Here is a 21,490-nt window from a genome sequence, read left to right as displayed (position 1 = left end):
CGTGCGTGAGGGGGAGCGAACATGGTGGATGCCGCACGAGCGCGCAAGCTCGCCGACCGCATCCAGCAGATCGTCGCCGAGATGCTGGAGCGCCGGATCAAGGACCCGCGCCTGGGTTTCGTCACCGTGACCGACACGCGCATCACCGCTGACCTGCGTGAGGCGACGGTCTTCTACACGGTGTTCGGCTCCGACGCCGAGCGGTCCGACAGCGCGGCCGCCCTTGAGAGCGCCAAAGGCATCATCCGCGCCGAAGTGGGCCGCCAGACCGGCGTGCGTTTCACTCCGACGCTGACGTTCCAGCATGACCCGCTGCCCGACAGTGCCCGCCAGCTCCACGACCTGATCAACGCTGCCAGGGCGCGGGACGCCGAGGTGGCGCGCAGGGCCGAGGGCGCGGCCTATGCCGGAGAGGCCGACCCGTACAAGAAGCCCGATGAGGGTGAGGACGACCAGGAGTGACGTCCCACGTGGCCCGAGCCGAGCAGCACTCACCGGAGCCGTGCATCCCCGAGGCCGAGACCTTGGGCATCCCCAAGGCCGCCTGGGAGCGCGCGATCCAGCTCATCGACCAGGTCGACGAGGTCGCCCTGGCCTGTCACGTGTCGCCCGACGGCGACGCGCTCGGCTCGATGCTGGCCGTCGGTTACGTGCTGCGCTCGATCGGCAAGCGGGTCGTGGCCTCCTTCGGCGACGAGTACTTCGTGGTCCCGCGGATCCTGAGGTTCCTGCCGGGGCAGGAGATGTTGTGCCCGCCGGCCGACTACCCCGAGGCGCCGGCGCTGATGATCACCTTCGACTCCTCCACGTTCGAGCGGCTGGGCCTGCTCAGCCCCAACGCGGCCAGGGCCGAGGAGGTCATCGTGATCGACCACCATCCGTCCAACGCCGGGTTCGGCACGCACAGCCTCATCGACCCGCACGCGGCCGCCACGGCCATGCTGGCCGAGCAACTGATCTACCGGCTCGGCGGCAGCCTCGACCGGGACATCGCCACCTGCCTGTACACCGGCCTGGTGACCGACACGGGCTCCTTCCGCTACTCCTCGACCACGTCGGCCGTGCACCGGATGGCGTCCAGGTTGTTGCTCACAGGGCTGCACACCGAGGAGATCGCCCGCGAGTTGTGGGACCGTTCGCCGTTCGGCTATCTCAAGGTGCTGGCCAGGGCGCTCGACCGGGTGCAGCTTGAGGGCTCGCTGGTCTGGACGTACGTGCCGCGGGTCGACCGGGCGGCGTACGGGCTGCCGTACACGGAGGTCGAGGGCATGATCGACATCGTGCGGCGTACCGACGAGGCCGAGATCGCGGTCGTGCTCAAGGAGGACGACCACGGCGACTGGCAGGTGTCGACCCGGTCCAAGGGCGCGGTCGACGTGGCGGCCGTGTGCGCCGCGCTGGGCGGCGGCGGACATCACAACGCGGCCGGGTTCACCTCCTACGACAGCGTCGAGGAGACCATGGCCAAGTTCAGACGAGAGCTGGGGAAGGCTGGATGGCCGAGAGCGGTCTGATCATCGTCGACAAGCAGGGCGAGTGGACCTCGCACGACGTGGTGGCCCGGATGCGGCGCATCGCGGGCACCCGCCGCGTCGGGCACGCGGGCACGCTCGACCCGATGGCCACGGGCGTGCTGGTGGTCGGCGTGGAGAAGGCGACCAGGCTGCTCGGGCACCTGGCGCTGACCGAGAAGGTCTACGAGGCCACGATCCGGCTGGGCGTGTCCACCAACACCGACGACGCCGAGGGCGAGACCACGGCCACGGCGTCCGCGGCGGAGGTGAGCGCGGCCGAGGTGCACAAGGGCGTCGAGGCGCTCACCGGGGCCATCATGCAGGTCCCGCCGCAGGTCAGCGCCATCAAGGTCAACGGTCAGCGGGCGTACAAGATGGCGCGCGCGGGCGAGGAGGTCGCGCTCGCGGCCCGGCCCGTGACCGTGTACGGCTTCGACGTGCTCGACGTCAGGCCCGCCGGGGACGTCGTGGACGTCGACGCGGTCGTGACGTGTTCCAGCGGCACCTACATCCGGGCGCTGGCCCGCGACCTTGGGGCAGCGCTGGGCGTCGGCGGCCATCTGACACGCCTGCGCCGGACCCGGGTCGGCCCGTACGACCTGTCGCTGGTCAGGACCGTCGACCAGCTCGCCGAGGAGTGCGTGGTGCTGCCGATCGGCGCGGCGGTGGCGGCGGCGTTCCCGCGCAGGGACGTGACCGCCGAGGAGGCGCGCGTGATCGGCCACGGCGGCCGGCTGCCCGCGGCCGGGCTCGGCCCGGGGCCGATCGGTGTGTTCGGGCCCGAGGGGGAGCTGCTGGCGCTGGTCGAGGAGCAGGGCCGGGTGGCCAAGCCGCTCGCCGTCTTCGTCGGCTGAACCGGCCGAACCGGCGAACCCGCCGCCCATGCGGGTTCGCCGCGGGGCCTGGGCGGGGTCAGGCGGGTTTGCGGGCTACCAGGATGTCGCGGACGATCGCCTGGTCGACCCAGTGCTCGAAGTCGGGGTAGTCCATGACCTCCAGGCCGGCGCCGGTGAGGATCGCGGCCAGCTCGGCGCTCTTGCCGCCGTAGGTGTTCCAGGAGATGCCCATCGCGCCGCCGGGGCGCAGCAGCTCGGCCCAGACCGGCACCGCCTGCCGCAGCAGCTCCAGCGGGCTGCGGGACAGGCCGCCGCCGCCCTTGCTGCCGTGTTGCACGCCGTAGGGGGCGTCGGTCACGACGACGTCGAACGTGCGGGGCCTGAAGAACTCGCGGCTCTTGAGGGTGTCGGCGTTGACCACGGCGAGCTGCTGGACGTCGCCCGCCTTGACGGCCTCCTTGGACAGCCCGAACGAGACGTTGAGCCGCCGCCCGACCAGGGCCCGGTCACGCCGCACCGGCACGGTCTCGGCGGTGTGCTTGAGCCGCTTGTTGCGCAGCCAGGTCTTGATGAAAACGGTGTACGCCTCGAAGTCCTTGCCGTCGACGTCGAGGCCGTAGGCGTCGTAGCCGTACATGAGGGCCTGGTTGAGGGTGGTGCCGCGGCCGCACATCGGGTCGAACACGGACAGCTTGTCGGACAGGGCCCGGTCGGAGGCGAGCACGGTCACGTTGAGCAGCAGCTTGGTGAAGTGTTCGTTGGTCTTGCCGGCGTACTTCTGGATGGTGAGCAGGTCGCTGCTCAGGCGGTCGAGCGGGCGCATGGCCAGCGGGCGGAGCAGGTCGCCCTCGACGCCGAAGACCGCGTAGACGGAGGAGAGGTTGGACAGCAGCGCGACGTCGGGCCCGTCGAGCGGCCGCTCGGTCTCGAACGTGATGTACGGGACCCCGCCGATGGTGGTCTCCGCGCTGCTCAGCACGGTGTTCTCGATGGCGTGGTCGCTGAAGACGGCCAGCTCGGCCAGGGTCAGGCGGGGCGAGCTCTCGCCGTAGACCCGGTTGAAGGCGGGCAGGATCAGCAGCGCGTATCGAGGCATGATGGCTCATCCTACTTGCGGGAATCCGGCGCTCCGCCCCTCGATTGGAGGTGAACGGGAGACACATGGCAGGCTTGTCTAGGATTGATCCGCCACGAGCGAATGGGGCCTAGCGTGCGGGGTTCGAGAAGGTCTGTGGTGACCATCGGCGTGTACGACGGGGTCCATCGCGGGCATCGGAAGGTGGTCGAGCGCACGGTCGCGCTCGCCCGCGAGCGGGGGCTGCGCGGCGTGGCGGTCACGTTCGAGCCGCATCCCGACGAGGTGGTGCTGCCGGGCACCCGCAGGGCGCGGCTGACCACGCTCAAGCGGCGTGCCGAGTTGCTGACCGGGCTGGGGATCGACGACGTCGAGGTGGTGGAGTTCACACTCGACGTGTCGAGGATGAGCCCCGACGACTTCGCCCAGGGAGTGCTGAGCGAGCGGCTCGGGGCCGCGGTGGTCGTGGTGGGGGCCGATTTCACGTTCGGGCACCACGCCTCCGGTGACGCCGAGACCCTGCGTACGCTGGGCGACAAGTACGACTTCGAGGTCGAGGTGGTGCCCATGCTGGACGGCGTCTCCTCGACCTCCGTCCGCCCGCTGATCGTCGCCGGCGACGTGGAGGGGGCCGCCGCTGAGCTGGGCCGGCCCCACCGCGTGGAGGGCGTGGTCGTACGCGGTTACCAGCGGGGGCGGCAGCTCGGCTTCCCGACCGCCAACGTCGAGACCCCGCAGCAGACCGCCATCCCGGCCGACGGGGTCTACGCGGGGTGGCTGGAGTGCGTCCCGGTGGCCAACCTGCCGGCGCCGTACGAGGGCGAGCGGTGGCCGGCGGCGATCTCGGTGGGGACGAATCCGACGTTCGAGGGCGTGCCGCGTACAGTGGAGGCGTACGCGCTCGACCGCGACGACCTGGAGCTCTACGGGGTGCACGTGGCGGTGGAGTTCGCCGCCCGGCTGCGTGGCAACACGCGCTTCGAGTCGATCGAGGAGCTGATCGACCAGATTCACGCCGACGTCGACGCCGCGCGGCGCATCACGTCCTGACGACGAAGGACAGCGGAGGGCGGGCGCGATTGTCGTGTGCGCGGAACACTTGACTCCGATGGTAACCTTGCATGTCGGCTCTGTAACGGTGGCGCTGCTGCGCTGCCCATGACGGCCTTCACGCGGCGACTGTAGGCACGCACGGTCGTTCGCACTTTCATCTCATTCGCGCGTGTCCGTAGTTCGAAGGAGAGCCGTGTCCCTCGACACCGCTGCCAAGAAGACCATCATCAGTGAGTACGCGACGGCCGAGGGCGACACCGGTTCGCCCGAGGTGCAGATCGCGCTGCTCAGCAAGCGCATCAGCGAGCTCACCGAGCACCTGAAGACGCACAAGCACGACCACCACAGCCGTCGTGGCCTGCTTCTGCTCGTCGGTCGCCGGCGTCGTCTGCTGAAGTACCTGCAGAAGGTCGACATCCAGCGTTACCGTTCGCTCATCGAGCGGCTCGGTCTGCGCCGATAGCATGGAAAGGGAGCGGCGCGGGACGCCGCTCCCTTCTCATATGGGCTCGCCCATGTGGGTAGGAGCCCAGGCGACCGGCGCGTCGCGGCGGAGAACCGCCGTGCCGTCGGCGTACAACTGAATATCCGAGACACACAGCCCCCGCGTCCGATTCAGCACCATGCGACCCGCGACGCCTGCGGGCCGGTCCTCGGTAGTGGCTTCCGGTACGAACGACCGGGCGCTTCGATCGAAGACCGGCGCTGCACCTACTATGGGGAGACCGCTGATGGACCGCCGCCGCGGTGCCGACCTGGCACGACGGATGGGCGGCGGCCTGACGAGCGGGTTTCCTCATAGGCACGAGGGTGCCGGTGAGAAAAGAGGGCGCGGGTGACCGACCACAAGGAGGTCCCCCGTGGAGGGTGTCCACACCGCTGAAGCCGTCATTGACAACGGCTCGTTCGGCACGCGCACGGTCCGGTTCGAGACCGGCCGGCTCGCGCGTCAGGCGGCCGGTTCGGCCGTCGCCTATCTCGACAACGACACGATGGTGCTTTCCGCCACCACCGCGTCCAAGGCTCCCAAGGAGAACTTCGACTTCTTCCCGCTCACGGTCGACGTCGAGGAGCGCATGTACGCCGCGGGCCGCATCCCCGGCTCGTTCTTCCGCCGTGAGGGTCGTCCGTCCGAGGACGCGATCCTGACCTGCCGCCTGATCGACCGGCCGCTGCGCCCGTCGTTCGTCAAGGGGCTGCGCAACGAGATCCAGGTCGTGGCCACGGTCATGGCGCTCAACCCCGAGCACCTCTACGACGTGGTCGCCATCAACGCCGCCTCGCTGTCGACGCAGCTCGCCGGGCTGCCGTTCTCCGGCCCGATCGGCGGCGTGCGCGTCGCGCTGATCGAGGGCCAGTGGGTGGCCTTCCCCACGCACCCCGAGCTGGAGCGGGCCACGTTCGACATGGTCGTGGCGGGCCGCCTGCTCGACGACGGCGACGTCGCGATCATGATGGTCGAGGCCGAGTCCACCAAGGACACGCTCAAGCTGGTCGCCGAGGGCGCCGTGGGCCCGACGGAGGAGACCGTCGCCCAGGGTCTTGAGGCCGCCAAGCCGTTCATCAAGGTGCTGTGCGAGGCCCAGTCCCGCATCGCCCAGGTGGCCGCCAAGGAGACCGCCGAGTACCCGGTCTTCCTCGACTACCAGGACGACGTCTACAACGCGGTCGAGGCCGCGATCAAGACCGAGCTGGCCGCCGCGCTGACCATCGCCGGCAAGCAGGAGCGCGAGACCGAGCTCGACAAGGTCAAGGCGCTGGCCGCCGAGCGGCTGCTGCCCGAGTTCGAGGGGCGCGAGAAGGAGATCTCCGCCGCGTTCCGCTCGGTGACGAAGAAGCTCATGCGTGAGCGGGTCGTCAACGAGGGTGTCCGCATCGACGGCCGTGGCACCAAGGACATCCGCGCCCTGTCGGCCGAGGTCCACGTGGTTCCGCGGGTGCACGGCTCGGCCCTGTTCGAGCGCGGCGAGACCCAGATCCTGGGCATCACCACGCTGAACATGCTGCGCATGGAGCAGAACATCGACACGCTCAACCCCGAGCGGACCAAGCGCTACATGCACAACTACAACTTCCCGCCGTACTCCACCGGTGAGACGGGCCGCGTGGGCTCGCCCAAGCGCCGCGAGATCGGTCACGGCGCGCTGGCCGAGCGGGCGCTGATCCCCGTGCTGCCCTCGCGCGAGGAGTTCCCGTACGCCATCCGCCAGGTCTCCGAGGCCCTCGGCTCCAACGGCTCGACCTCGATGGGCTCGGTCTGCGCCTCCACCATGGCGCTGCTGGACGCCGGTGTGCCGCTTCGGGAGATGGTCGCCGGCATCGCGATGGGCCTGATCAGCGAGGGCGGCAACTACGTCACGCTGACCGACATCCTCGGCGCCGAGGACGCCATGGGCGACATGGACTTCAAGGTCGCCGGCACCAAGGACGTCATCACCGCCCTCCAGCTCGACACCAAGCTCGACGGCATCCCCGCCTCCGTGCTGGCCGGCGCGCTGAAGCAGGCCAAGGGCGCCCGTCTGGCGATCCTCGACGTGATGCAGGAGGCGATCGACTCCCCGGCGGAGATGAACCCGACCGCGCCGCGCATCATCACGATCAAGGTCCCGGTGGACAAGATCGGCGAAGTCATCGGCCCGAAGGGCAAGATGATCAACCAGATCCAGGACGACACGGGCGCTGAGATCACCATCGAGGACGACGGCACGATCTACATCGGCGCCACCGACGGGCCCTCGGCCGAGGCCGCCCGTACGGCGATCAACAGCATCGCGAACCCGCACATGCCCGAGGTCGGCGAGCGTTACCTGGGCACGGTCGTCAAGATCGCGGCCTTCGGCGCGTTCATCTCGCTCATGCCCGGCAAGGACGGCCTGCTGCACGTCTCCCAGATCCGCAAGCTGCACGGCGGCAAGCGCATCGAGAACGTCGAGGACGTCATGAGCGTCGGCGAGAAGATCCAGGTCGAGATCGCCGAGATCGACGGCCGGGGCAAGCTCTCCCTCGTGCCCGTCGAGGTCATCGAGAAGGAGGCCGCCGAGAAGGAGGCCAAGGCCGCCTCCGGCGCCGACGAGGGCGAGGATGAGGGCGCCGCGCCCGAGGCCGAGACCGCGGCCGCGGAGGAGAAGTCGGAGCGGCCGCGCCGCACCCGCACCCGCGTGCGCGCCACCCGCCCCAACGAGGGGGACGACCGCAACTCGTGAGCGGGTCAACCACAAATCTCGGCACCACCGACGCAGGAGGAGGCCTCGTGACGACCACCACGCTGCACCCCGGCAAGGACGGAGCCGGAGTCGTCAGGCGTACCGTCCTGCCGGGCGGCCTGCGTGTGGTGACCGAGACCATGCCGACCGTGCGCAGCGTCGCGGTCGGCATGTGGGTCGGCATCGGGTCGCGTGACGAGGCCCCCGAGCACATGGGGGCCACCCACTTCCTCGAACACCTGCTGTTCAAGGGCACGCCCACGCGGGACGCGATGGAGATCTCGGCCTCCATCGAGGGCATCGGCGGCGAGATCAACGCCTTCACCGCCAAGGAGTACACCTGCTACTACGCGCGGGTCCTCGACGAGGACCTGCCGGTCGCGGTGGACGTCCTCGCCGATGTGGTGACCAGCTCGCTGATCACCGAGGAGGACGTCGAGTCCGAGCGCGGGGTGATCCTGGAAGAGATCGCCATGCACGACGACGACCCGTCCGACGTGGTGCACGAGCAGTTCGCGGCTGCGCTCTACGGCGACTCGCCGATCGGCCGGCCCATCCTGGGCACGGTCGAGTCGATCAACACCCTGGGCCGCGAGCGCATCGCCGAGTACTACCACCGCTACTACCGGCCGCGTACCACCGTGGTCTCGGTGGCGGGGAACGTGCGGCACGAGGAGGTCGTCGAGCTGGTCGCCCGCGCGTACGAGCGGGCGGGCGCGCTGGAGGGGGCCTACGAGTTCGCCCCGCCGCGCACCAGCGGGCCAGGCGCCGAGACCCGTTCCGGGGTCAGGGTGCTGGACCGGCCGACCGAGCAGGCCAACCTGGTGCTCGGCACGACCGGCATGTCCAGGACCGACGACCGCAGGTTCGCGCTCGGCGTGCTCAACGCCGCGCTGGGGGGCGGCATGTCCTCCCGGCTCTTCCAGGAGATCAGGGAGAAGCGCGGCCTGGCCTACTCCGCCTACAGCTACACCTCGGCCTACGCCGACACCGGGCAGTTCGGGATCTACGTGGGCTGCCTGCCCTCGAAGATCGACGACGTGCTCAAGATCTGCCGGGACGAGGTGTCCCGCGTGGTGGCCGAAGGGCTCACCGCGGACGAGATCATGCGCGGCAAGGGCCAGATGCGGGGCGGGCTCGTGCTCGGCCTGGAGGACACCGGGTCGCGCATGTCGCGGATCGGGAAGAACGAGCTGGTGTACGAAGAGCTCATGTCGGTGGACGAAGTGCTGGCTCGGATCGAGGCGGTCACCCCCGACGAGATCGGGGAGGTCGCCCGCGACGTCCTCAGCCGGCCGCTCACGCTGGCCGTCATCGGGCCGTACGGGGACAAGGACTTCTCCGAGGCCATCGCCTGACGTCCTTTCGGGTGGGGGAGCGCTCGCCGAGCGTCTCTCCCACCTGGCTCGTCCCAAGGGAGGCGGGCGTAATAGGGTTGGGCGTGTGATCAGGGTTGGGGTGCTGGGCGCGCGCGGTCGTGTGGGCGTCGAAGTGTGCAAGGCGGTCGAGGCGGCGGACGACCTGGAGTTGGTGGCCGCGCTCGACAAGGACGATCCCGTCGAGGGGCTCGAAGGCGCCGAGGTGGTGGTCGACTTCACCCATCCCGACGTGGTCATGGGCAACCTGGAATGGGCCATCGCCCATGGCGTGCACCCGGTGGTGGGCACCACGGGCTTCGACGCCGGGCGGCTGGAGACCGTACGCGGGTGGTTGGAGCGGTCGCCGGGCGTCAACTGCCTGATCGCTCCCAACTTCGGCATCGCGGCCGTGCTCATGATGCACTTCGCGCAGCAGGCGGCCCGCCACTTCGAGTCCGTCGAGATCATCGAGCTGCACCATCCGAACAAGGCCGACGCCCCTTCGGGCACCGCCCGGCGTACGGCTGAGCTGGTGGCCGAGGCGCGCGGGAAGGCCGGGCTCGGCGGGATGCCCGACGCCACCAGCACCGCCCTCGACGGCCTGCGCGGCGCGGACGTCGGCGGTGTGCACGTGCACGCGGTGCGCCTGGCCGGGCTGATCGCCCACCAGGAGGTGCTGCTCGGCGGCGACGGCGAGATCCTCACCATCCGGCACGACACGATGAGCAGGTCGGCGTTCACGCCGGGCGTGCTGCTGGGCGTGCGCCGGGTGCGCGAGCTGCCCGGCCTCACCGTGGGCCTGGAGCCCCTGCTCGACCTGTGACCGCTGCACGACGTGCCCATGACCCATGAGGACACGGGGCATGGGCACGCCGTGAGGAGAGGGTCCCGGCTCCGCACAGCCGGGCCTACGATCATCAACACTAATACCAGCGGCGTGGTCCGCCCGAAACATGAGACCGTGTCGCCATGGTGCGATGGGCTGACCCGGACGAGCTTCCCGGGCTGATCTCCGTGGAACTGGCCGCCGACAAGCTGTTCGAGCAGGTCGGCATCGTCTTCCCGCCGGGCACGACCATGGTCGAGGAGGTGGACGACCCGGCCTCGGTGCTCGTCGAGGGCGATCCGCCGGCCGGGTTCGCGCTGATCGGTCACGTGGACGGCAACCTGCACCTCGACCAGCTCGCCGTGCATCCCGACAACATGCGGCAGGGCATCGGCGGACGGCTGGTCGAGGCGGTGGCCGACCACGCGCGGGCCGTGGGCGCGCCGGCGGTCACGCTGACGACGTTCAGGGACGTGCCGTGGAACGCCCCCTGGTACGAGCGGCACGGCTTCGCGGTGATGCCGGAGACGGAGTGGGGCCCGGAGCTGCGCAGGCTGGTGGAACACGAGCGCGAGCTGGGCATCGAGGTGGCGCCGCGGGTCGTGATGCGCCGATAGCCTGAACGGGTGAGCCGGTTTCGTGATGAGTTGTGGCAGGTCGTCGGCGGTGTGTACGACCAGATCCTGGCCCACCCGTTCCTGTCCGGGCTGACCGACGGGTCGTTGCCCCGGGAGGCGTTCCGTCACTACGTGGTGCAGGAGGCGCACTTCCTGCCCGACTACGCCAGGGCGCTGGCGGCGTGCGCGGCGCGTTCGCCCGAGCCGTCCGGTGTGCAGCGTTTCGCGGGGGACGCCGCCATGACCGTCGAGGTCGAGCACAGTCTCGTGGTGGAACTGCTGGCCGCGTTCGGGCTGGACGAAGCCGACGCGCGCAAGACGCCCGCCGGGCCCACCACGGTCGGCTACACCTCGTACCTGGTGCGTACGTGCTCGCTGGGGACGTTCCCCGAGGCCCTGGGCGCGATCGTGCCCTGCTACTGGATCTACGCCCGGGTCGGCGAGACCCTGCTCGGCCGCTCCTCGCCCGACCCGCTGTACGCCTGGTGGATCGACACCTACGGCGGCGAGGGCTACCAGGAGACCGTGGCCGGCGTGCTCGACCTGCTCGACGGGCTCGTACCTGAGGGCGAGGAGCGGCACCGGCTGCTCGACCGCGCGCTCACCACGGCCCGCTACGAATGGATGTTCTGGGACGCGGCCTGGCGCCAGGAGGGCTGGCCATGCGGCTGAGGGACCTCCTCCAGGCCGACCAGCTCGCGCTGAAGGTGCTGACCGGGCACGACCTGCTCGACCGGCGCGTACGCGGTGTGGCCACGACCGACCTGCCCGACCCGGCCATGTTCGTCAAGACGGGCGAGCTGGTGCTCACGGAGCTGACCTGGCACACCGGCCCGGCCTCCTCCCGCGACTTCGTGCGGAGCCTCGGGGACGTGGCGGCGCTGGTCGCGGGCACCGCGCTCAAGGTGCCGCCGGCCGACCTCATCGACGCCTGCGCCGAGGCCGGGCTGCCGCTGCTCACGCTGCCGGTGGACGTGCCGTTCAGTCAGGTCACCGAGCACGTGTTGCGGGCCCTGATCGTCGAGCTGGGCACGACGCCGCCGCGGCCCGCGTACGCCGCCCGCAGGCGCCTGGCCAGCACCCTGGTCGACGGTGGCAGCCTCACCAAGCTCGTCACGGCGGTGGCCGGCGAGCTCGACGTGCCCTGCTGGGTGCTCTCGCCGACCGGCCGGGTGATCGTCGGCTCCCAGCCGCTCGGCGTGGCGGCCCGGCTGCGGCTGGCGCACACGTTCCTCACCGCGCGTTTCCTGCCGGGCATGGTGACGCAGGAGGACGGGACGGCGTTGTCGGTCTTCCCGGTCGGCAAGGGGGCCTCCCACCGCATCGCCAACTGGTTCCTGGCCTACGCGGGCGAGCAGGTGCAGGGCGAGAACGAGGACCTGATCGTCGAGCTGGCCGCGCTCGTGGCGCTGGAACGTTCGCGGCTGGAGGCGGCGCAGCGGATCGAGCGGCGGGTGCTCGACCAGCTGCTGACGCTGCTGGAGTCGGGCGACGCGGCGCTGCCCGGCGTCGTCTCGCGCCTGCACACGCTGCACGTGGAGACCGAGCACGGCCTGGTGGCCGTGGCCCTGTCGGCGCGGCTCGGCGGCGACGGGGAGGTCGCCGTGCCGGTGCTGGCCGAGCTGCTGCGGCCGCTCGCGCCCGGAATCGTCACGGCCACCGGTCCGGCCGAGGCCCTCGCGCTCGTCCCGCTGGCCGGCAACACGGCCGAGGAGCTGACGAACCACGTGCTCAGGGGCGCCCGGACCCTGGAGGCCGGGCTCGGCGAGGGCCGCATCACGCTCGGGGTGAGCAGCGTGACGACCGGCCCGGCGGCGCTGAGCAGCCTCATCGAGGAGGCCAGGCACGCGCTCACGCTGGCCGCGCTGGGCGGCGAGCGGGTCAGCGTGGTCACCGGCGACGACGTCAGCTCCCACCGCACGCTGTTGGCCGCCATCCCCGGGGAGCTGCGGCGGGCGTTCCGGGCGCGGTTGCTGGGGCGGCTGGAGTCGTACGACGCGGCCAACCAGACGGACCTGCTGGAGACATTGCAGGCGTACCTGGAGGAGTCGGGCTCCTGGACGGCCACGGCAGAGCGCCTGCACGTGCACGTCAACACGCTGCGCTACCGGGTTCGGCGGATCGAGGAGCTGACCGGCAGGTCGCTGAACTCCTGGGACGAGCGGGTCGACTTCATGCTGGCGCTCAGGATGCGCTGAGGCGGGTCCGTACCTGCTCGACGCTGGGGTTGACCAGGGCGGAGCCGTCCGGGAACAGCACGGTGGGGATGAGCCAGGAGCCGCCGTTCAGCTCGGCGATGAAGTCGACGGCGCCGGGCGTCTCGTCCACGTCGATCTCCGTGTACGGGATGCCGGCGCGGGACAGTTGCGCCTTCAGCCGGTGGCAGTAACCGCACCAGGGGGCGCTGTAGACCGTGATCATGTATTTCCGATTCGATGAGTGGGTTTGACCGCTGGCGCGGGCAGCGAATACTCTCGTGTGCCAACTGGAGTTTACCGGTAGACACTGCAGCTAGGCGGGTTAACCGGTCGTGTGAAAGTAGGGTCCCCCGGTGGCCGATCTGCCTGTTTCCCGGCGTTCTGTCCTGCGGTCTGCCGCCTTCGCGGGCGCGCTCGCCGTACTGCCCGGCCTGCTGTCGGCCTGCGGATCGGCCGAGCCCGAGGGGACGGGCGCCAAGAAGAGCCTGGACGTCCTGCGCGTCGCGCTGCCCTCCTCCATCGGGTCGCTGGACGCGGCCAAGGAGGCGGGCATCATGAACTACGTCGTCGCCCTCCTGGTGCAGGAGTCCCTGGTCGGCGTGGGTCCGGACGGCAGCCTCCAGCCGTCCCTGGCCGAGTCGTGGACCAGGAAGAACGCCACCACCTACGTCTACAAGCTGCGCTCAGGCGTGACATTCGCCGACGGCAGCCCGCTGACCGCCGCGGACGTGGTCGCCAGCCTGAACCTGCACGCCAAGAAGGGCTCGACCACCGCCTTCGCCTACGCCTACGCCAACGTGGACACGATCGAGGCGACCGGCGACGCCGAGGTGACCATCAAGCTCAAGAGCCCCGACGCCTCCTTCGCCTGGGTGCCCACGCCCGGCACGCTGCTGGTGACCAGCGCCGCGTTCATCAAGGCCACCGGTGAGCGCATCGGCACGCCGGAGGGCAAGCTGCTGGGGACGGGGCCGTACAAGGTGGCGGAGTTCGCCCCCGACTCGCACGTCACGCTGGAGCGCAACGACGCCTACCGGGGCGGGAAGCCGGCCTTCCGGCAGATCAGGATCGACTTCATCCCCGAGGAGTCGACGCGGCTGCTGGCCATGCGCGGCGACTCCGTGGACGTCGCGCTCAACGTGCCCGCCGAGCAGATCGACCAGTGGAAGGCCGTGCCCGGCGCGCAGGTGCTGACCGCCGGCGACCGTTCACTGGTCACGCTGGCCTTCAACACCGCCAAGAAGCCCTGGGACGACGTGCACGTACGCCGGGCCGTCGCCCACGCCGTGGACCGGGAGGGCGTCGTCAGGAGCGTCCTGCGCGGCCACGGCAAGGTCGCCGCCACCATCCCCGACCCGGCCCAGTGGGGCGGCGTGCTGGACCAGGCCGAGGTCGACGCCCTGTACGCGTCCATCCCCCAGTACGGCTTCGACCTGGCCCAGGCCAAGGCCGAGCTGGCGAAGTCGGCCACGCCGCAGGGGTTCTCCGACACGCTCACGTACCCGAGCAGCGGCCCGCAGCTCGGCCGGGCGGCGCTCACCCTGGCCGAGAACCTCAAGACCATCGGCATCACGCTGGAGGTCAAGGAGGTGCCGCTCGAACAGTGGATCGCCGACCTCGGCAAGCACGGCTCCGGCATCTACCTCGGCTGGTACTTCGCCACCACCGGCGACCCCGCCGAGTACATCCAGCAGCTCCTGCACGGCGGCGCCACCGGCGAGAACGGCACCAACATCGCCGAGTACGACAACGCCGAAGTGACCGGCCTGCTGGACAAGGCCAAGGCGGGCACCGACGACGCCGCCCGGGGCAAGCTGCTCGGCCAGGCGCTGGTCAAGGCCGCGGCGGACGTGCCGTACCAGCCGCTGTGGTGGGGCGAGGCGGCCACCGCGTTCGGCAAGGCGGTCGCCGCCGACGGCTTCGGCCCCTACTTCTTCGTCGGCCCGTGGGCGACGAAGGTGGCCGCGCGCTGATGACGAACCCCATCGACGTGCACGAGGCGCTGGCCGGGATGCGATACCCCGAGTCGGTGTCCCTGCACCCGGACGGCGACCGCGTCGCCTGCGTGATCGACGGCGTCGCGCACGTCGTCACGCTGGACGGCGGCGTGACGGCCGCGGGCGACTGCCACGGCCTGGTCCGGTGGCTCCCCGACGGTCGGCTGCTGCGCGCGACGGCCCCCGGCGAGCTGGCGGTGGACGGGTGGCGGGCCCGCGTGGACGGCGAGATCGAGGACCTGATCCCCGGCGAGGACGGCACCGTCCTGGTCCGGCTGGCCGATCCCGGCAGCGAACGCGACGGCAGCCACCTGGGCCTGCGTGTCCATGACCCGGCCGACCCCTTCGTCCTCACGCCGGGCGCGCGGCTGCGCCGCCTGGCCTGGTTCGAGATCGGCGACGACCGGCCGCACGAGCTCGCCCTGCCCGGCCTGACCGTGTGGGACGCCGACTGGCGCGGACGCCGCGCCCTCGCGGTGACCTCAGAGGACGAGACACCCGCCGGGTACTACCGGCCGCGGCTGGACCTGGTCGACGGCGGCGAGGTGCGTACACTGCACCGCACGTCCTGGCAGCTCAGCCGGCCCCGGCTGGCCCCGGGCGGGCGGGCGGCCGTGGTGGTCGAGGGGTTGTCGATCGTCTCGGGCCGCGTGTTGCGCGCCGACCTGGTCACGGGGGAGGTCACGTACCTGGGCGAGCTGGACGACGTCACCGACCTCGGCTGGCTGGACGACGAGACCCTGTGGTTCACCGGCTGGTCGGGCACCGGCGTGCACGGCGGTGTGCTCGGCGCCGCCGACGGCCGCGTGCTGAGCCGCTGGACGGCCCGGGGCACGCTGGGCGGGCGCGACGGCCAGCCCTCGCTGTCCGTGGACCGTGCCGGCCGGGTGGCCGCGGCCTGCTGGGAGAGCCCCGAGCTGCCCCCGGAGGTCGCCGTGGCCTCCCTCGCCGACGGCGGCTGGCGCCAGGTCACCGCCCTCAACGCCGGGCTGGCCGGGCTCGCCGTGCACCAGGAGGAGATCACCTGGACGGGCCGCGACGGCCTCCCGATCACCGGCCTCCTCCTCACGACACCGAAGGATGGGAACGAGCCTCGGCCGCTGGTTGTCGTCGTGCACGGGGGGCCCACCTGGTTGTGGTCCAGTTCGTTCGCGCCCGCCGAGTCCAACCAGCTCGCCGTGCCGCTCGCGCACGCCGGCGCGGCCGTCCTGCTGCCCAACCCCAGGGGCAGCAGCGGACGCGGCCAGGACTACGCCCGCGCGGTCATCGGCCGGTTCGGCGAGGCGGACCTGGACGACGTGCTCGCCGGCGTGGACCACCTCGACGCCACCGGCGTCGCCGACCCTGGCCGGACGGCCGTCATGGGACTGAGCTACGGCGGCTTCCTGACCGCCTGGGCCGTCACCCGTACGAACCGCTTCCGTGCGGCCGTCGTGATGTCCGGCGTCAGCGACTGGCTGAGCTTCTCCACCGCCAGCAACCTCGCAGGCGGCTTCGACCCGCTCTACCACGCCGGGGCCGACCCGGCCACCCCCGAGGGACGCGAGGACCTGGCCGCCCGCTCGCCGGTCTACCACGCCGCCGAGGTCGAGACCCCGACCCTGATCCTGCACGGCGAACGCGACCGCACCACGCCACCCGGACAGGCGGAACAGCTCTATCGTGCCTGGTCGGCGGCCGGTGTGAGCACTCAGCTCGTCGTCTACCCTCGGGAGGGTCATGAGCTGGTCGAGCCCGCCCACCGCAGGGACGCGGCAGAGCGCGTGATCGGCTGGCTGACCGGGGGCGGGGTGTTGTGATGGGCTGGGCCGGGTTCCTGCTGCGCAGGTCCGCGGGCACCGCCGCCGTCGTGCTGCTGCTGTCGGCGGGCGTGTTCGGCCTGCTCTACCTGGCCCCCGGAGACATCCAGCAGACCCTGCTCGGCACCCGTCCGGCCACCGCCTCCACGATCGCCGCCCTCAGGGCCCGCTACCACCTCGACGACCCCGTCGCCGTGCAGTACCTGCGCTGGCTCGGCGGCGTGCTCCGCGGCGACCTCGGCGTCTCCATCAGGACCGGCCAGCCCGTCGGCGCCATGCTCGGGGAACGCCTGCCGCGCACGCTCGTCCTGACCGCCTACGGCACGCTCCTGGCCGCGCTCGCCGGTCTCCCGCTCGGCGTGCTGGGCGCGCTGCGCAAGGGCCGGGCGAGCGACCGCCTGGTGGTGACCGCCGGGGTGGTGGGGCTGAGCGCGCCGCCGTTCGCGGTCGGCCTGCTGCTGCTCGTGGTGTTCGCGCTCGGGCTCGGCTGGTTCCCCGTCTACGGCACGGGGGAGGGGTTCGCCGGGGAGTTGTGGCACCTGACGCTGCCCGCCGTCGCGCTGGCGGCCGGGGCGGCCGGCATGCTCCTCCGGTTCAGCAGGGCCGCGCTCGTGCGCGAGCTCGACCAGGACTACGTCGTCTTCGCCCGTGCCCGCGGGCTGAGCGCGCCCGTCGTGCTCGGTTACGCCATGCGCAACTCGCTGGTGCCCGTGCTGACCGCGGCCGGGCTCGTCGTCACCGGCATGCTGGCCGGGACCGTGCTGGTCGAGGTCACGTTCGCGCTGCCGGGGCTGGGGTCGCTGCTGGTCGACTCGGTCACGTTCAAGGACGTGCCGGTGGTGCAGGCGCTCGCGCTGCTGCTGACGCTGCTGATCGCCGCCGTCAACCTGCTGGTGGACGTCGCCTACTCGGTGGCCGACCCCCGCGTACGGCTCGGCGGGGGTGCGTCGTGACCCGCCGGTTCCCCGTCGCCGTGCCGCTGGCGCTGGCCGTGCTCGCGGTCGTCGTGGTCGCCGCCGCCTTCGCCCCCTGGCTGGTCCCCGGCGCCACCGCCCAGGACCTGATGACCGGCATCTCCGGGCCGGGCCCCGGCCACCCGCTCGGCACCGACGACCTGGGCCGCGACGTGCTGAGCCTGCTCGTCGCCGGGGCGCGCACCGCCGTTCCGGGGGCGTTCGCCGTGGCCGCCGGGTCCATGCTGGTCGGCAACCTGCTCGGCCTGGCCGCCGGCTACTTCGGCGGCTGGGCGGACACCCTGGTCATGCGCTGGGCCGACCTGATGTTCTCGCTGCCCGCGCTGCTGGTCGCGATCGTCGTGGCGGGCGTGCTCGGCGGCGGCTACGGCCTGGCCGTCGCCGTGCTGGTCGTGTTGTTCTCGCCCACCGACACGCGGGTGGTGCGCGGCGCGGTCCTGGAGCAGCGGCACCGGCCCTACGTCGAGGCCGCCCTGCTGAAGAACCTGTCGTCCTGGCGAATCATGACCCGGCACATCTGGCCGAACATCGCCCCCGTCAGCCTGGCCTCGGCCTTCCTCAACTTCGCCTACGCGCTGGTGTCGCTGTCGTCGTTGTCGTTCCTCGGCCTGGGCGTGCCCGCCGGCTCGCCCGACTGGGGGCGCACGCTGGCCGACAACCGCACCCAGCTCCTGGCCAACCCGTGGGCGGTCATCGCGCCCGGCCTGGCCGTGATCGTCACCGCCGCCGCGCTCAACCTGGTGGGCGACTGGCTGCACGAACGCTTCGAGCGGAGGGCCCGGTGACCATGTTGCGGGTGGCGGACCTGACCGTACGGCAGCCGGGCACCGGCCGTACGCTGCTGTCGCAGGTGTCCTTCGAGGTGGCCGCCGGGGAGTCGGTGGCGATCGTGGGCGAGTCCGGGTCGGGCAAGTCGCTGACCGTCAGGGCGCTGCTCGGGCTGCTGCCCGCCGGGCTGGAGTCCACCGGGCACGTCGAGATCGACGGCCGGCGCGTCGACGACGACCCCAAGGTCATGCGGCGGCAGCGCGGCGGCACGGTCTCGCTGCTCATGCAGGACCCGTTCACGCTGCTCAACCCCCTGCGCAAGGCCGGGAAGCAGATCGCCGACGGACTGCCCGAGGGCGCCGACCCGAAGCGCGAGGTCCCGAGGCTGCTGGCCGAGGTGGGGCTGCCGGGCGAGGTGGCGGGCAGATACCCGTTCCAGCTCTCCGGGGGCATGCGGCAGCGGGTGGGCCTGGCCTGCGCGCTGGCCGCCGCGCCGCGGATCCTGGTGGCCGACGAGCCGACCACCGCGCTCGACGCCACCACGCAGCGCGAGGTCCTGGCCCTCATCCGGCGCATCCAGCGCGAACGGGACATGACGTTCCTGCTCATCACGCACGACCTGCGGCTGGCGTTCTCGATGTGCGACCGGGTCGTCGTCATGTACGCGGGCCGGGTCATGGAGGTGGGACGGGCCGCCGAGCTGCGGGAGGAGCAGCGGCATCCGTACACGCGGGCGCTGCTGGCCGCCGAGCCGCCCGCCGACCGGCGGTTGTCGGTCATCCCGTCCGTGCCGGGCTCGGTCCCGGCCCATGACGCGGTGGACGGGCGCTGCGGCTTCGCCGACCGGTGCGCGTGCACGGTGGCGGAGTGCCGTACGGGTGTCCCCGCCCTGGTCGCCGTGCCGGGCGTGGAAGGGCGGTTGTCGGCCTGCGTACGGGCCGCCGCGCTGCCCGAGGCGCCGCCGCCCCCGCCGGGCGTGCCGTCGCCGCCGCGGGCCGCCGTCGCGCCGCTGCTGGAGGTCACGGGGCTGCGCAAGACGTACGCGGGCGGGTCGCGGCCGGCCCTGGCGGGCGTGGACCTGACCGTGGCCCCGGGCGAGGTCGTGGCCGTCGTCGGCGAGTCGGGATCGGGCAAGACCACGCTGGCCCGCTGCGTGACCGGCCTGGAACGCCCTGACGCGGGCGTCATCACCCTCGACGGCCTCGACTGCTCCGACTACACCCGGATGTCCCGCCAGGCGGTGCGTCAGGCCCGGCGTTCGGCGCAGATGATCTTCCAGGATCCGTACTCGACGCTCAACCCGGCGCGTACCGTCGGGGCGACGCTCAAGGAGGCGCTCGCGGCCGAGGGACGCCCCCCGGACGTCGGGGCGCTGCTGCGCCTGGTGGGCCTCGACCCCGCGCTCGCCCGCAAGCGCCCGGCCGGCCTGTCCGGCGGCGAACGGCAGCGCGTGGCCATCGCGCGGGCCGTGGCCGGCGAGCCCCGGCTGCTGGTCTGCGACGAGCCCGTCTCCGCCCTCGACGTGTCCGTGCAGGCGCAGGTGCTCACCCTGCTCGCCGGGCTCAGGGAACGCCTGGGCATGGGCCTGCTGTTCATCACCCACGACCTGGCCGTGGTCCGCCAGCTGGCCGACCGCCTGTACGTGCTGAGGGCCGGCGAATGCGTCGAGACCGGCGACGTGGACCAGGTGCTGGACGCCCCCGCCCACCCCTACACCCGTGAGCTGCTGGCCAGCGTGCCCGACGGCACCAGCCGCTGGCCCGGCTGAGCGGCGGGCCCGCCCTCAGTCGTAGGAGATCAGCGTCAGCACCCGGCAGCCGCGCTCGCCGGTCGCGTAGACGTGGTCGACCTCGGCGCCGAACCGCACCGCGTCACCCTCGCCCAGCCGCACCGACCACGTGTCGCTCTCCACCGTCACCTCGCCCGACACCACGTAGGCGTGCTCCACCGACCCGTGGCCGTGGGCGCTCTTGGCGCTGCGCGTCATCGGCGGCAGGTCGCCCTCGGCCAGCTCGAACCGCCGCCGGTCGGCCGCGGCGAACAGGCTGCGCACGGGCGTGTCGCCCACGGCCACCGGCATGCCCTCGCCCCTGCGCAGCACCTCGGGCGCGGCCAGATGGGTACGGGTCAGCTCGGCGAACGTGAGCTCCAGCGCCCCCGCCAGCCGCGTCAGCACCTCGATCGTCGGATTGGCCACCCCGCGCTCGATCTGCGAGATCAGCGCCTTGCTCACCCCGGTCAGCTCGGCCAGCTCGCGGACGCTGAGCCCCCGGGCCAGCCGCGTGCGCCGCAGGTTGCCGGCCAGCGCGCCCCGCACCCCGGCGGCCTGCCCGTTGGTCACCGCGAGTTCCTGCCGCACGTGGTGAGTCCTTCCTGTTTCGAGGGTCCACCCCCATCATGCCCTGCGGCTTAACCCCGCCGGTCCAGGAAATCCGCCACAATCCGGACGAACGCGTCCGGGTCGTCCACCCACGGGAAGTGCCCGGCGCCGGGCATCGTCACCGGCGTCGCGTCGCGGAACAGGCTCGCGAAGGGCCGCGCGTACAGGCGGCAGGGGTGGGCGTCCAGGTCGCCCGTCAGCAGCAGCACGGGCGCGTCCAGGGCGGCCAGCCCGGCCCTGACCTCATCCGGCGTCACCGGGGAAGGCGCGTAGAAGCCGTCGCCCGCGGCCTCGGCGCACTCGTCCTCGGCGCCCGCCGCGTGCGCCCTGGCCCGCTCGGTCCAGGGGCCGTAGAGGAAGCGGTGCCCCTCCAGCCCGTCGCCCGACCGGAACTCGGCCAGGGCGGACTCGTACCAGGGCTCGTCCTCGCGCAGCTCCAGCCCGGCCCGCCAGTCGTCCTCCGTCGGTACGAAGCCCACGGCGACCGGCGAGGGCGCGACGAGGCACAGGGATTCGAGGCGGCCCGGATGGAGGCCGGAGTAGCGGACGGCCACGTTCGCGCCGGCCGAGTGGGCCAGCAGGTCCATCCGCTCCAGCCCCAGATGTTCCCGCAGCGCCTCGACGTCGGCCGCCTGCCGGTCCCACCGGTACGTCTCCGCGTCCGCCGGGACCGCCGAGTCGCCGCTGCCCCTGCCGTCCAGCAGGATCAGCCGCCGGGGGAGCCCGCCGAGGTCGCCCAGGTAGCGGGAGGCACGCCCCGGGCCGCCCGGCACGCACACCAGTGGCACGCCCGTGCCCTTCACGTGGAAGGCCAGCTCGGTTCCGTCATGGGCGAGAAAAGAGGGCATGCGGCGATTATGCCGGTTGCCCTTTAGGCAGGGGGCCGAGCCGG

The 21,490-nt window shown here is 71.9% G+C and carries 20 protein-coding genes; 16 read left to right on the top strand and 4 right to left on the bottom strand.

Annotated features, from left to right (window positions below; translation table 11 throughout):
* The first annotated feature begins 21 nt into the window (after positions 1-21).
* Genes rbfA through truB form a run of 3 tightly spaced genes read left to right on the top strand, consistent with a single transcriptional unit; the run spans position 22 to position 2,368 of the window.
* Positions 22-462: a 30S ribosome-binding factor RbfA gene (gene rbfA, locus DMB42_RS47385; RefSeq protein WP_125647034.1), complete on the top strand. Its 441-nt coding sequence runs from the start codon at positions 22-24 to the stop codon at positions 460-462.
* Positions 459-1,514 carry a bifunctional oligoribonuclease/PAP phosphatase NrnA gene (locus DMB42_RS47380; RefSeq protein WP_260478358.1) on the top strand — a complete coding sequence of 352 codons (1,056 nt, stop codon included), beginning with the start codon at positions 459-461 and terminating at the stop codon, positions 1,512-1,514. The genes rbfA and DMB42_RS47380 overlap by 4 nt, the downstream gene beginning before the upstream one ends.
* Positions 1,496-2,368 carry a tRNA pseudouridine(55) synthase TruB gene (gene truB / locus DMB42_RS47375; RefSeq protein WP_125647031.1) on the top strand — a complete coding sequence of 291 codons (873 nt, stop codon included), beginning with the start codon at positions 1,496-1,498 and terminating at the stop codon, positions 2,366-2,368. Before DMB42_RS47380 ends, truB begins: the two co-directional genes overlap by 19 nt.
* Before the next feature lie 58 nt (positions 2,369-2,426).
* On the opposite strand, the gene DMB42_RS47370 is transcribed toward truB, so the two are convergent.
* Complete coding sequence (locus DMB42_RS47370) at positions 2,427-3,446, bottom strand: TRM11 family methyltransferase (RefSeq protein WP_125647029.1); 1,020 nt, start codon at positions 3,444-3,446, stop codon at positions 2,427-2,429.
* Positions 3,447-3,548: 102 nt separating this feature from the next.
* Here DMB42_RS47370 and DMB42_RS47365 point away from each other — a divergent pair, with 102 nt between their 5' ends.
* The 8 genes from DMB42_RS47365 to DMB42_RS47330 all read left to right on the top strand — a co-directional run bounded on the left by DMB42_RS47365 (position 3,549) and on the right by DMB42_RS47330 (position 12,680).
* On the top strand, positions 3,549-4,475 hold the full coding sequence (locus tag DMB42_RS47365) for a bifunctional riboflavin kinase/FAD synthetase (RefSeq protein ID WP_125647026.1): 927 nt from the start codon (positions 3,549-3,551) through the stop codon (positions 4,473-4,475).
* 196 nt (positions 4,476-4,671) lie between these two features.
* On the top strand, positions 4,672-4,941 hold the full coding sequence (rpsO, locus tag DMB42_RS47360; protein ID WP_090945762.1) for a 30S ribosomal protein S15: 270 nt from the start codon (positions 4,672-4,674) through the stop codon (positions 4,939-4,941).
* Between the two features lie 397 nt (positions 4,942-5,338).
* Entirely contained in the window at positions 5,339-7,681 is a 2,343-nt protein-coding gene (locus DMB42_RS47355; RefSeq protein WP_125647023.1) for a polyribonucleotide nucleotidyltransferase, read from the top strand.
* Between the two features lie 47 nt (positions 7,682-7,728).
* Positions 7,729-9,039: a pitrilysin family protein gene (locus DMB42_RS47350; RefSeq protein ID WP_125647020.1), complete on the top strand. Its 1,311-nt coding sequence runs from the start codon at positions 7,729-7,731 to the stop codon at positions 9,037-9,039.
* A gap of 85 nt (positions 9,040-9,124) precedes the next feature.
* The gene (gene dapB / locus DMB42_RS47345; protein WP_125647017.1) at positions 9,125-9,862 is read left to right on the top strand and encodes a 4-hydroxy-tetrahydrodipicolinate reductase; all 738 of its coding nucleotides are present in this window, start codon (positions 9,125-9,127) and stop codon (positions 9,860-9,862) included.
* 146 nt (positions 9,863-10,008) lie between these two features.
* Complete coding sequence (locus tag DMB42_RS47340; RefSeq protein WP_125647014.1) at positions 10,009-10,482, top strand: GNAT family N-acetyltransferase; 474 nt, start codon at positions 10,009-10,011, stop codon at positions 10,480-10,482.
* Positions 10,483-10,491: 9 nt separating this feature from the next.
* The gene (locus DMB42_RS47335) at positions 10,492-11,154 is read left to right on the top strand and encodes a TenA family protein (RefSeq protein ID WP_125647012.1); all 663 of its coding nucleotides are present in this window, start codon (positions 10,492-10,494) and stop codon (positions 11,152-11,154) included.
* Positions 11,145-12,680 carry a PucR family transcriptional regulator gene (locus tag DMB42_RS47330; RefSeq protein ID WP_185845241.1) on the top strand — a complete coding sequence of 512 codons (1,536 nt, stop codon included), beginning with the start codon at positions 11,145-11,147 and terminating at the stop codon, positions 12,678-12,680. The genes DMB42_RS47335 and DMB42_RS47330 overlap by 10 nt, the downstream gene beginning before the upstream one ends.
* Here the strand turns inward: DMB42_RS47330 and DMB42_RS47325 are convergent.
* The gene (locus DMB42_RS47325; RefSeq protein WP_125647006.1) at positions 12,667-12,903 is read right to left on the bottom strand and encodes a mycoredoxin; all 237 of its coding nucleotides are present in this window, start codon (positions 12,901-12,903) and stop codon (positions 12,667-12,669) included. The two genes, DMB42_RS47330 and DMB42_RS47325, sit on opposite strands and share 14 nt — an antisense overlap.
* Before the next feature lie 130 nt (positions 12,904-13,033).
* On the opposite strand from DMB42_RS47325, the gene DMB42_RS47320 reads away from it, so the two are divergent.
* Genes DMB42_RS47320 through DMB42_RS47300 form a run of 5 tightly spaced genes read left to right on the top strand, consistent with a single transcriptional unit; the run spans position 13,034 to position 19,986 of the window.
* Entirely contained in the window at positions 13,034-14,653 is a 1,620-nt protein-coding gene (locus DMB42_RS47320) for an ABC transporter substrate-binding protein (RefSeq protein ID WP_125647003.1), read from the top strand.
* Positions 14,653-16,476: a S9 family peptidase gene (locus DMB42_RS47315; RefSeq protein WP_125647000.1), complete on the top strand. Its 1,824-nt coding sequence runs from the start codon at positions 14,653-14,655 to the stop codon at positions 16,474-16,476. Before DMB42_RS47320 ends, DMB42_RS47315 begins: the two co-directional genes overlap by 1 nt.
* Positions 16,476-17,429: an ABC transporter permease gene (locus DMB42_RS47310; RefSeq protein ID WP_125646997.1), complete on the top strand. Its 954-nt coding sequence runs from the start codon at positions 16,476-16,478 to the stop codon at positions 17,427-17,429. Before DMB42_RS47315 ends, DMB42_RS47310 begins: the two co-directional genes overlap by 1 nt.
* Entirely contained in the window at positions 17,426-18,235 is an 810-nt protein-coding gene (locus tag DMB42_RS47305; protein ID WP_125646994.1) for an ABC transporter permease, read from the top strand. Before DMB42_RS47310 ends, DMB42_RS47305 begins: the two co-directional genes overlap by 4 nt.
* Positions 18,236-18,237: 2 nt before the next feature.
* Complete coding sequence (locus DMB42_RS47300; protein ID WP_125647364.1) at positions 18,238-19,986, top strand: ABC transporter ATP-binding protein; 1,749 nt, start codon at positions 18,238-18,240, stop codon at positions 19,984-19,986.
* A gap of 15 nt (positions 19,987-20,001) precedes the next feature.
* Here the strand turns inward: DMB42_RS47300 and DMB42_RS47295 are convergent, their stop codons facing one another.
* Both DMB42_RS47295 and DMB42_RS47290 read right to left on the bottom strand, forming a co-directional pair.
* Positions 20,002-20,577, bottom strand: coding sequence for a helix-turn-helix domain-containing protein (locus DMB42_RS47295; RefSeq protein WP_125646991.1), 576 nt, complete (start codon positions 20,575-20,577; stop codon positions 20,002-20,004).
* A gap of 50 nt (positions 20,578-20,627) precedes the next feature.
* Positions 20,628-21,446: an alpha/beta fold hydrolase gene (locus DMB42_RS47290; protein WP_125646988.1), complete on the bottom strand. Its 819-nt coding sequence runs from the start codon at positions 21,444-21,446 to the stop codon at positions 20,628-20,630.
* Positions 21,447-21,490: the final 44 nt, after the last annotated feature.

It is taken from the genome of Nonomuraea sp. WAC 01424, from assembly GCF_003947315.1.
GTDB classification, from domain to species: Bacteria; Actinomycetota; Actinomycetes; order Streptosporangiales; family Streptosporangiaceae; genus Nonomuraea; species Nonomuraea spiralis.
The sequence above is the reverse complement of the archived record's forward strand: the minus strand, read 5'-3'. Positions and strand labels throughout refer to the sequence as shown.

What these genes read in the sequence shown, in the direction of transcription:
- DMB42_RS47330 (WP_185845241.1), top strand. Translation starts at nt 11,145, where the DNA reads ATGCGGCTGAGGGACCTCCTCCAGGCCGACCAGCTCGCGCTGAAGGTG.
- DMB42_RS47315 (WP_125647000.1), top strand. Translation starts at nt 14,653, where the DNA reads ATGACGAACCCCATCGACGTGCACGAGGCGCTGGCCGGGATGCGATAC.
- DMB42_RS47340 (WP_125647014.1), top strand. Translation starts at nt 10,009, where the DNA reads ATGGTGCGATGGGCTGACCCGGACGAGCTTCCCGGGCTGATCTCCGTG.
- DMB42_RS47365 (WP_125647026.1), top strand. Translation starts at nt 3,549, where the DNA reads ATGGGGCCTAGCGTGCGGGGTTCGAGAAGGTCTGTGGTGACCATCGGC.
- DMB42_RS47310 (WP_125646997.1), top strand. Translation starts at nt 16,476, where the DNA reads ATGGGCTGGGCCGGGTTCCTGCTGCGCAGGTCCGCGGGCACCGCCGCC.
- DMB42_RS47370 (WP_125647029.1), bottom strand. Translation starts at nt 3,446, where the DNA reads ATGCCTCGATACGCGCTGCTGATCCTGCCCGCCTTCAACCGGGTCTAC.
- DMB42_RS47325 (WP_125647006.1), bottom strand. Translation starts at nt 12,903, where the DNA reads ATGATCACGGTCTACAGCGCCCCCTGGTGCGGTTACTGCCACCGGCTG.
- truB (WP_125647031.1), top strand. Translation starts at nt 1,496, where the DNA reads ATGGCCGAGAGCGGTCTGATCATCGTCGACAAGCAGGGCGAGTGGACC.
- DMB42_RS47290 (WP_125646988.1), bottom strand. Translation starts at nt 21,446, where the DNA reads ATGCCCTCTTTTCTCGCCCATGACGGAACCGAGCTGGCCTTCCACGTG.
- rbfA (WP_125647034.1), top strand. Translation starts at nt 22, where the DNA reads ATGGTGGATGCCGCACGAGCGCGCAAGCTCGCCGACCGCATCCAGCAG.
- DMB42_RS47300 (WP_125647364.1), top strand. Translation starts at nt 18,238, where the DNA reads ATGTTGCGGGTGGCGGACCTGACCGTACGGCAGCCGGGCACCGGCCGT.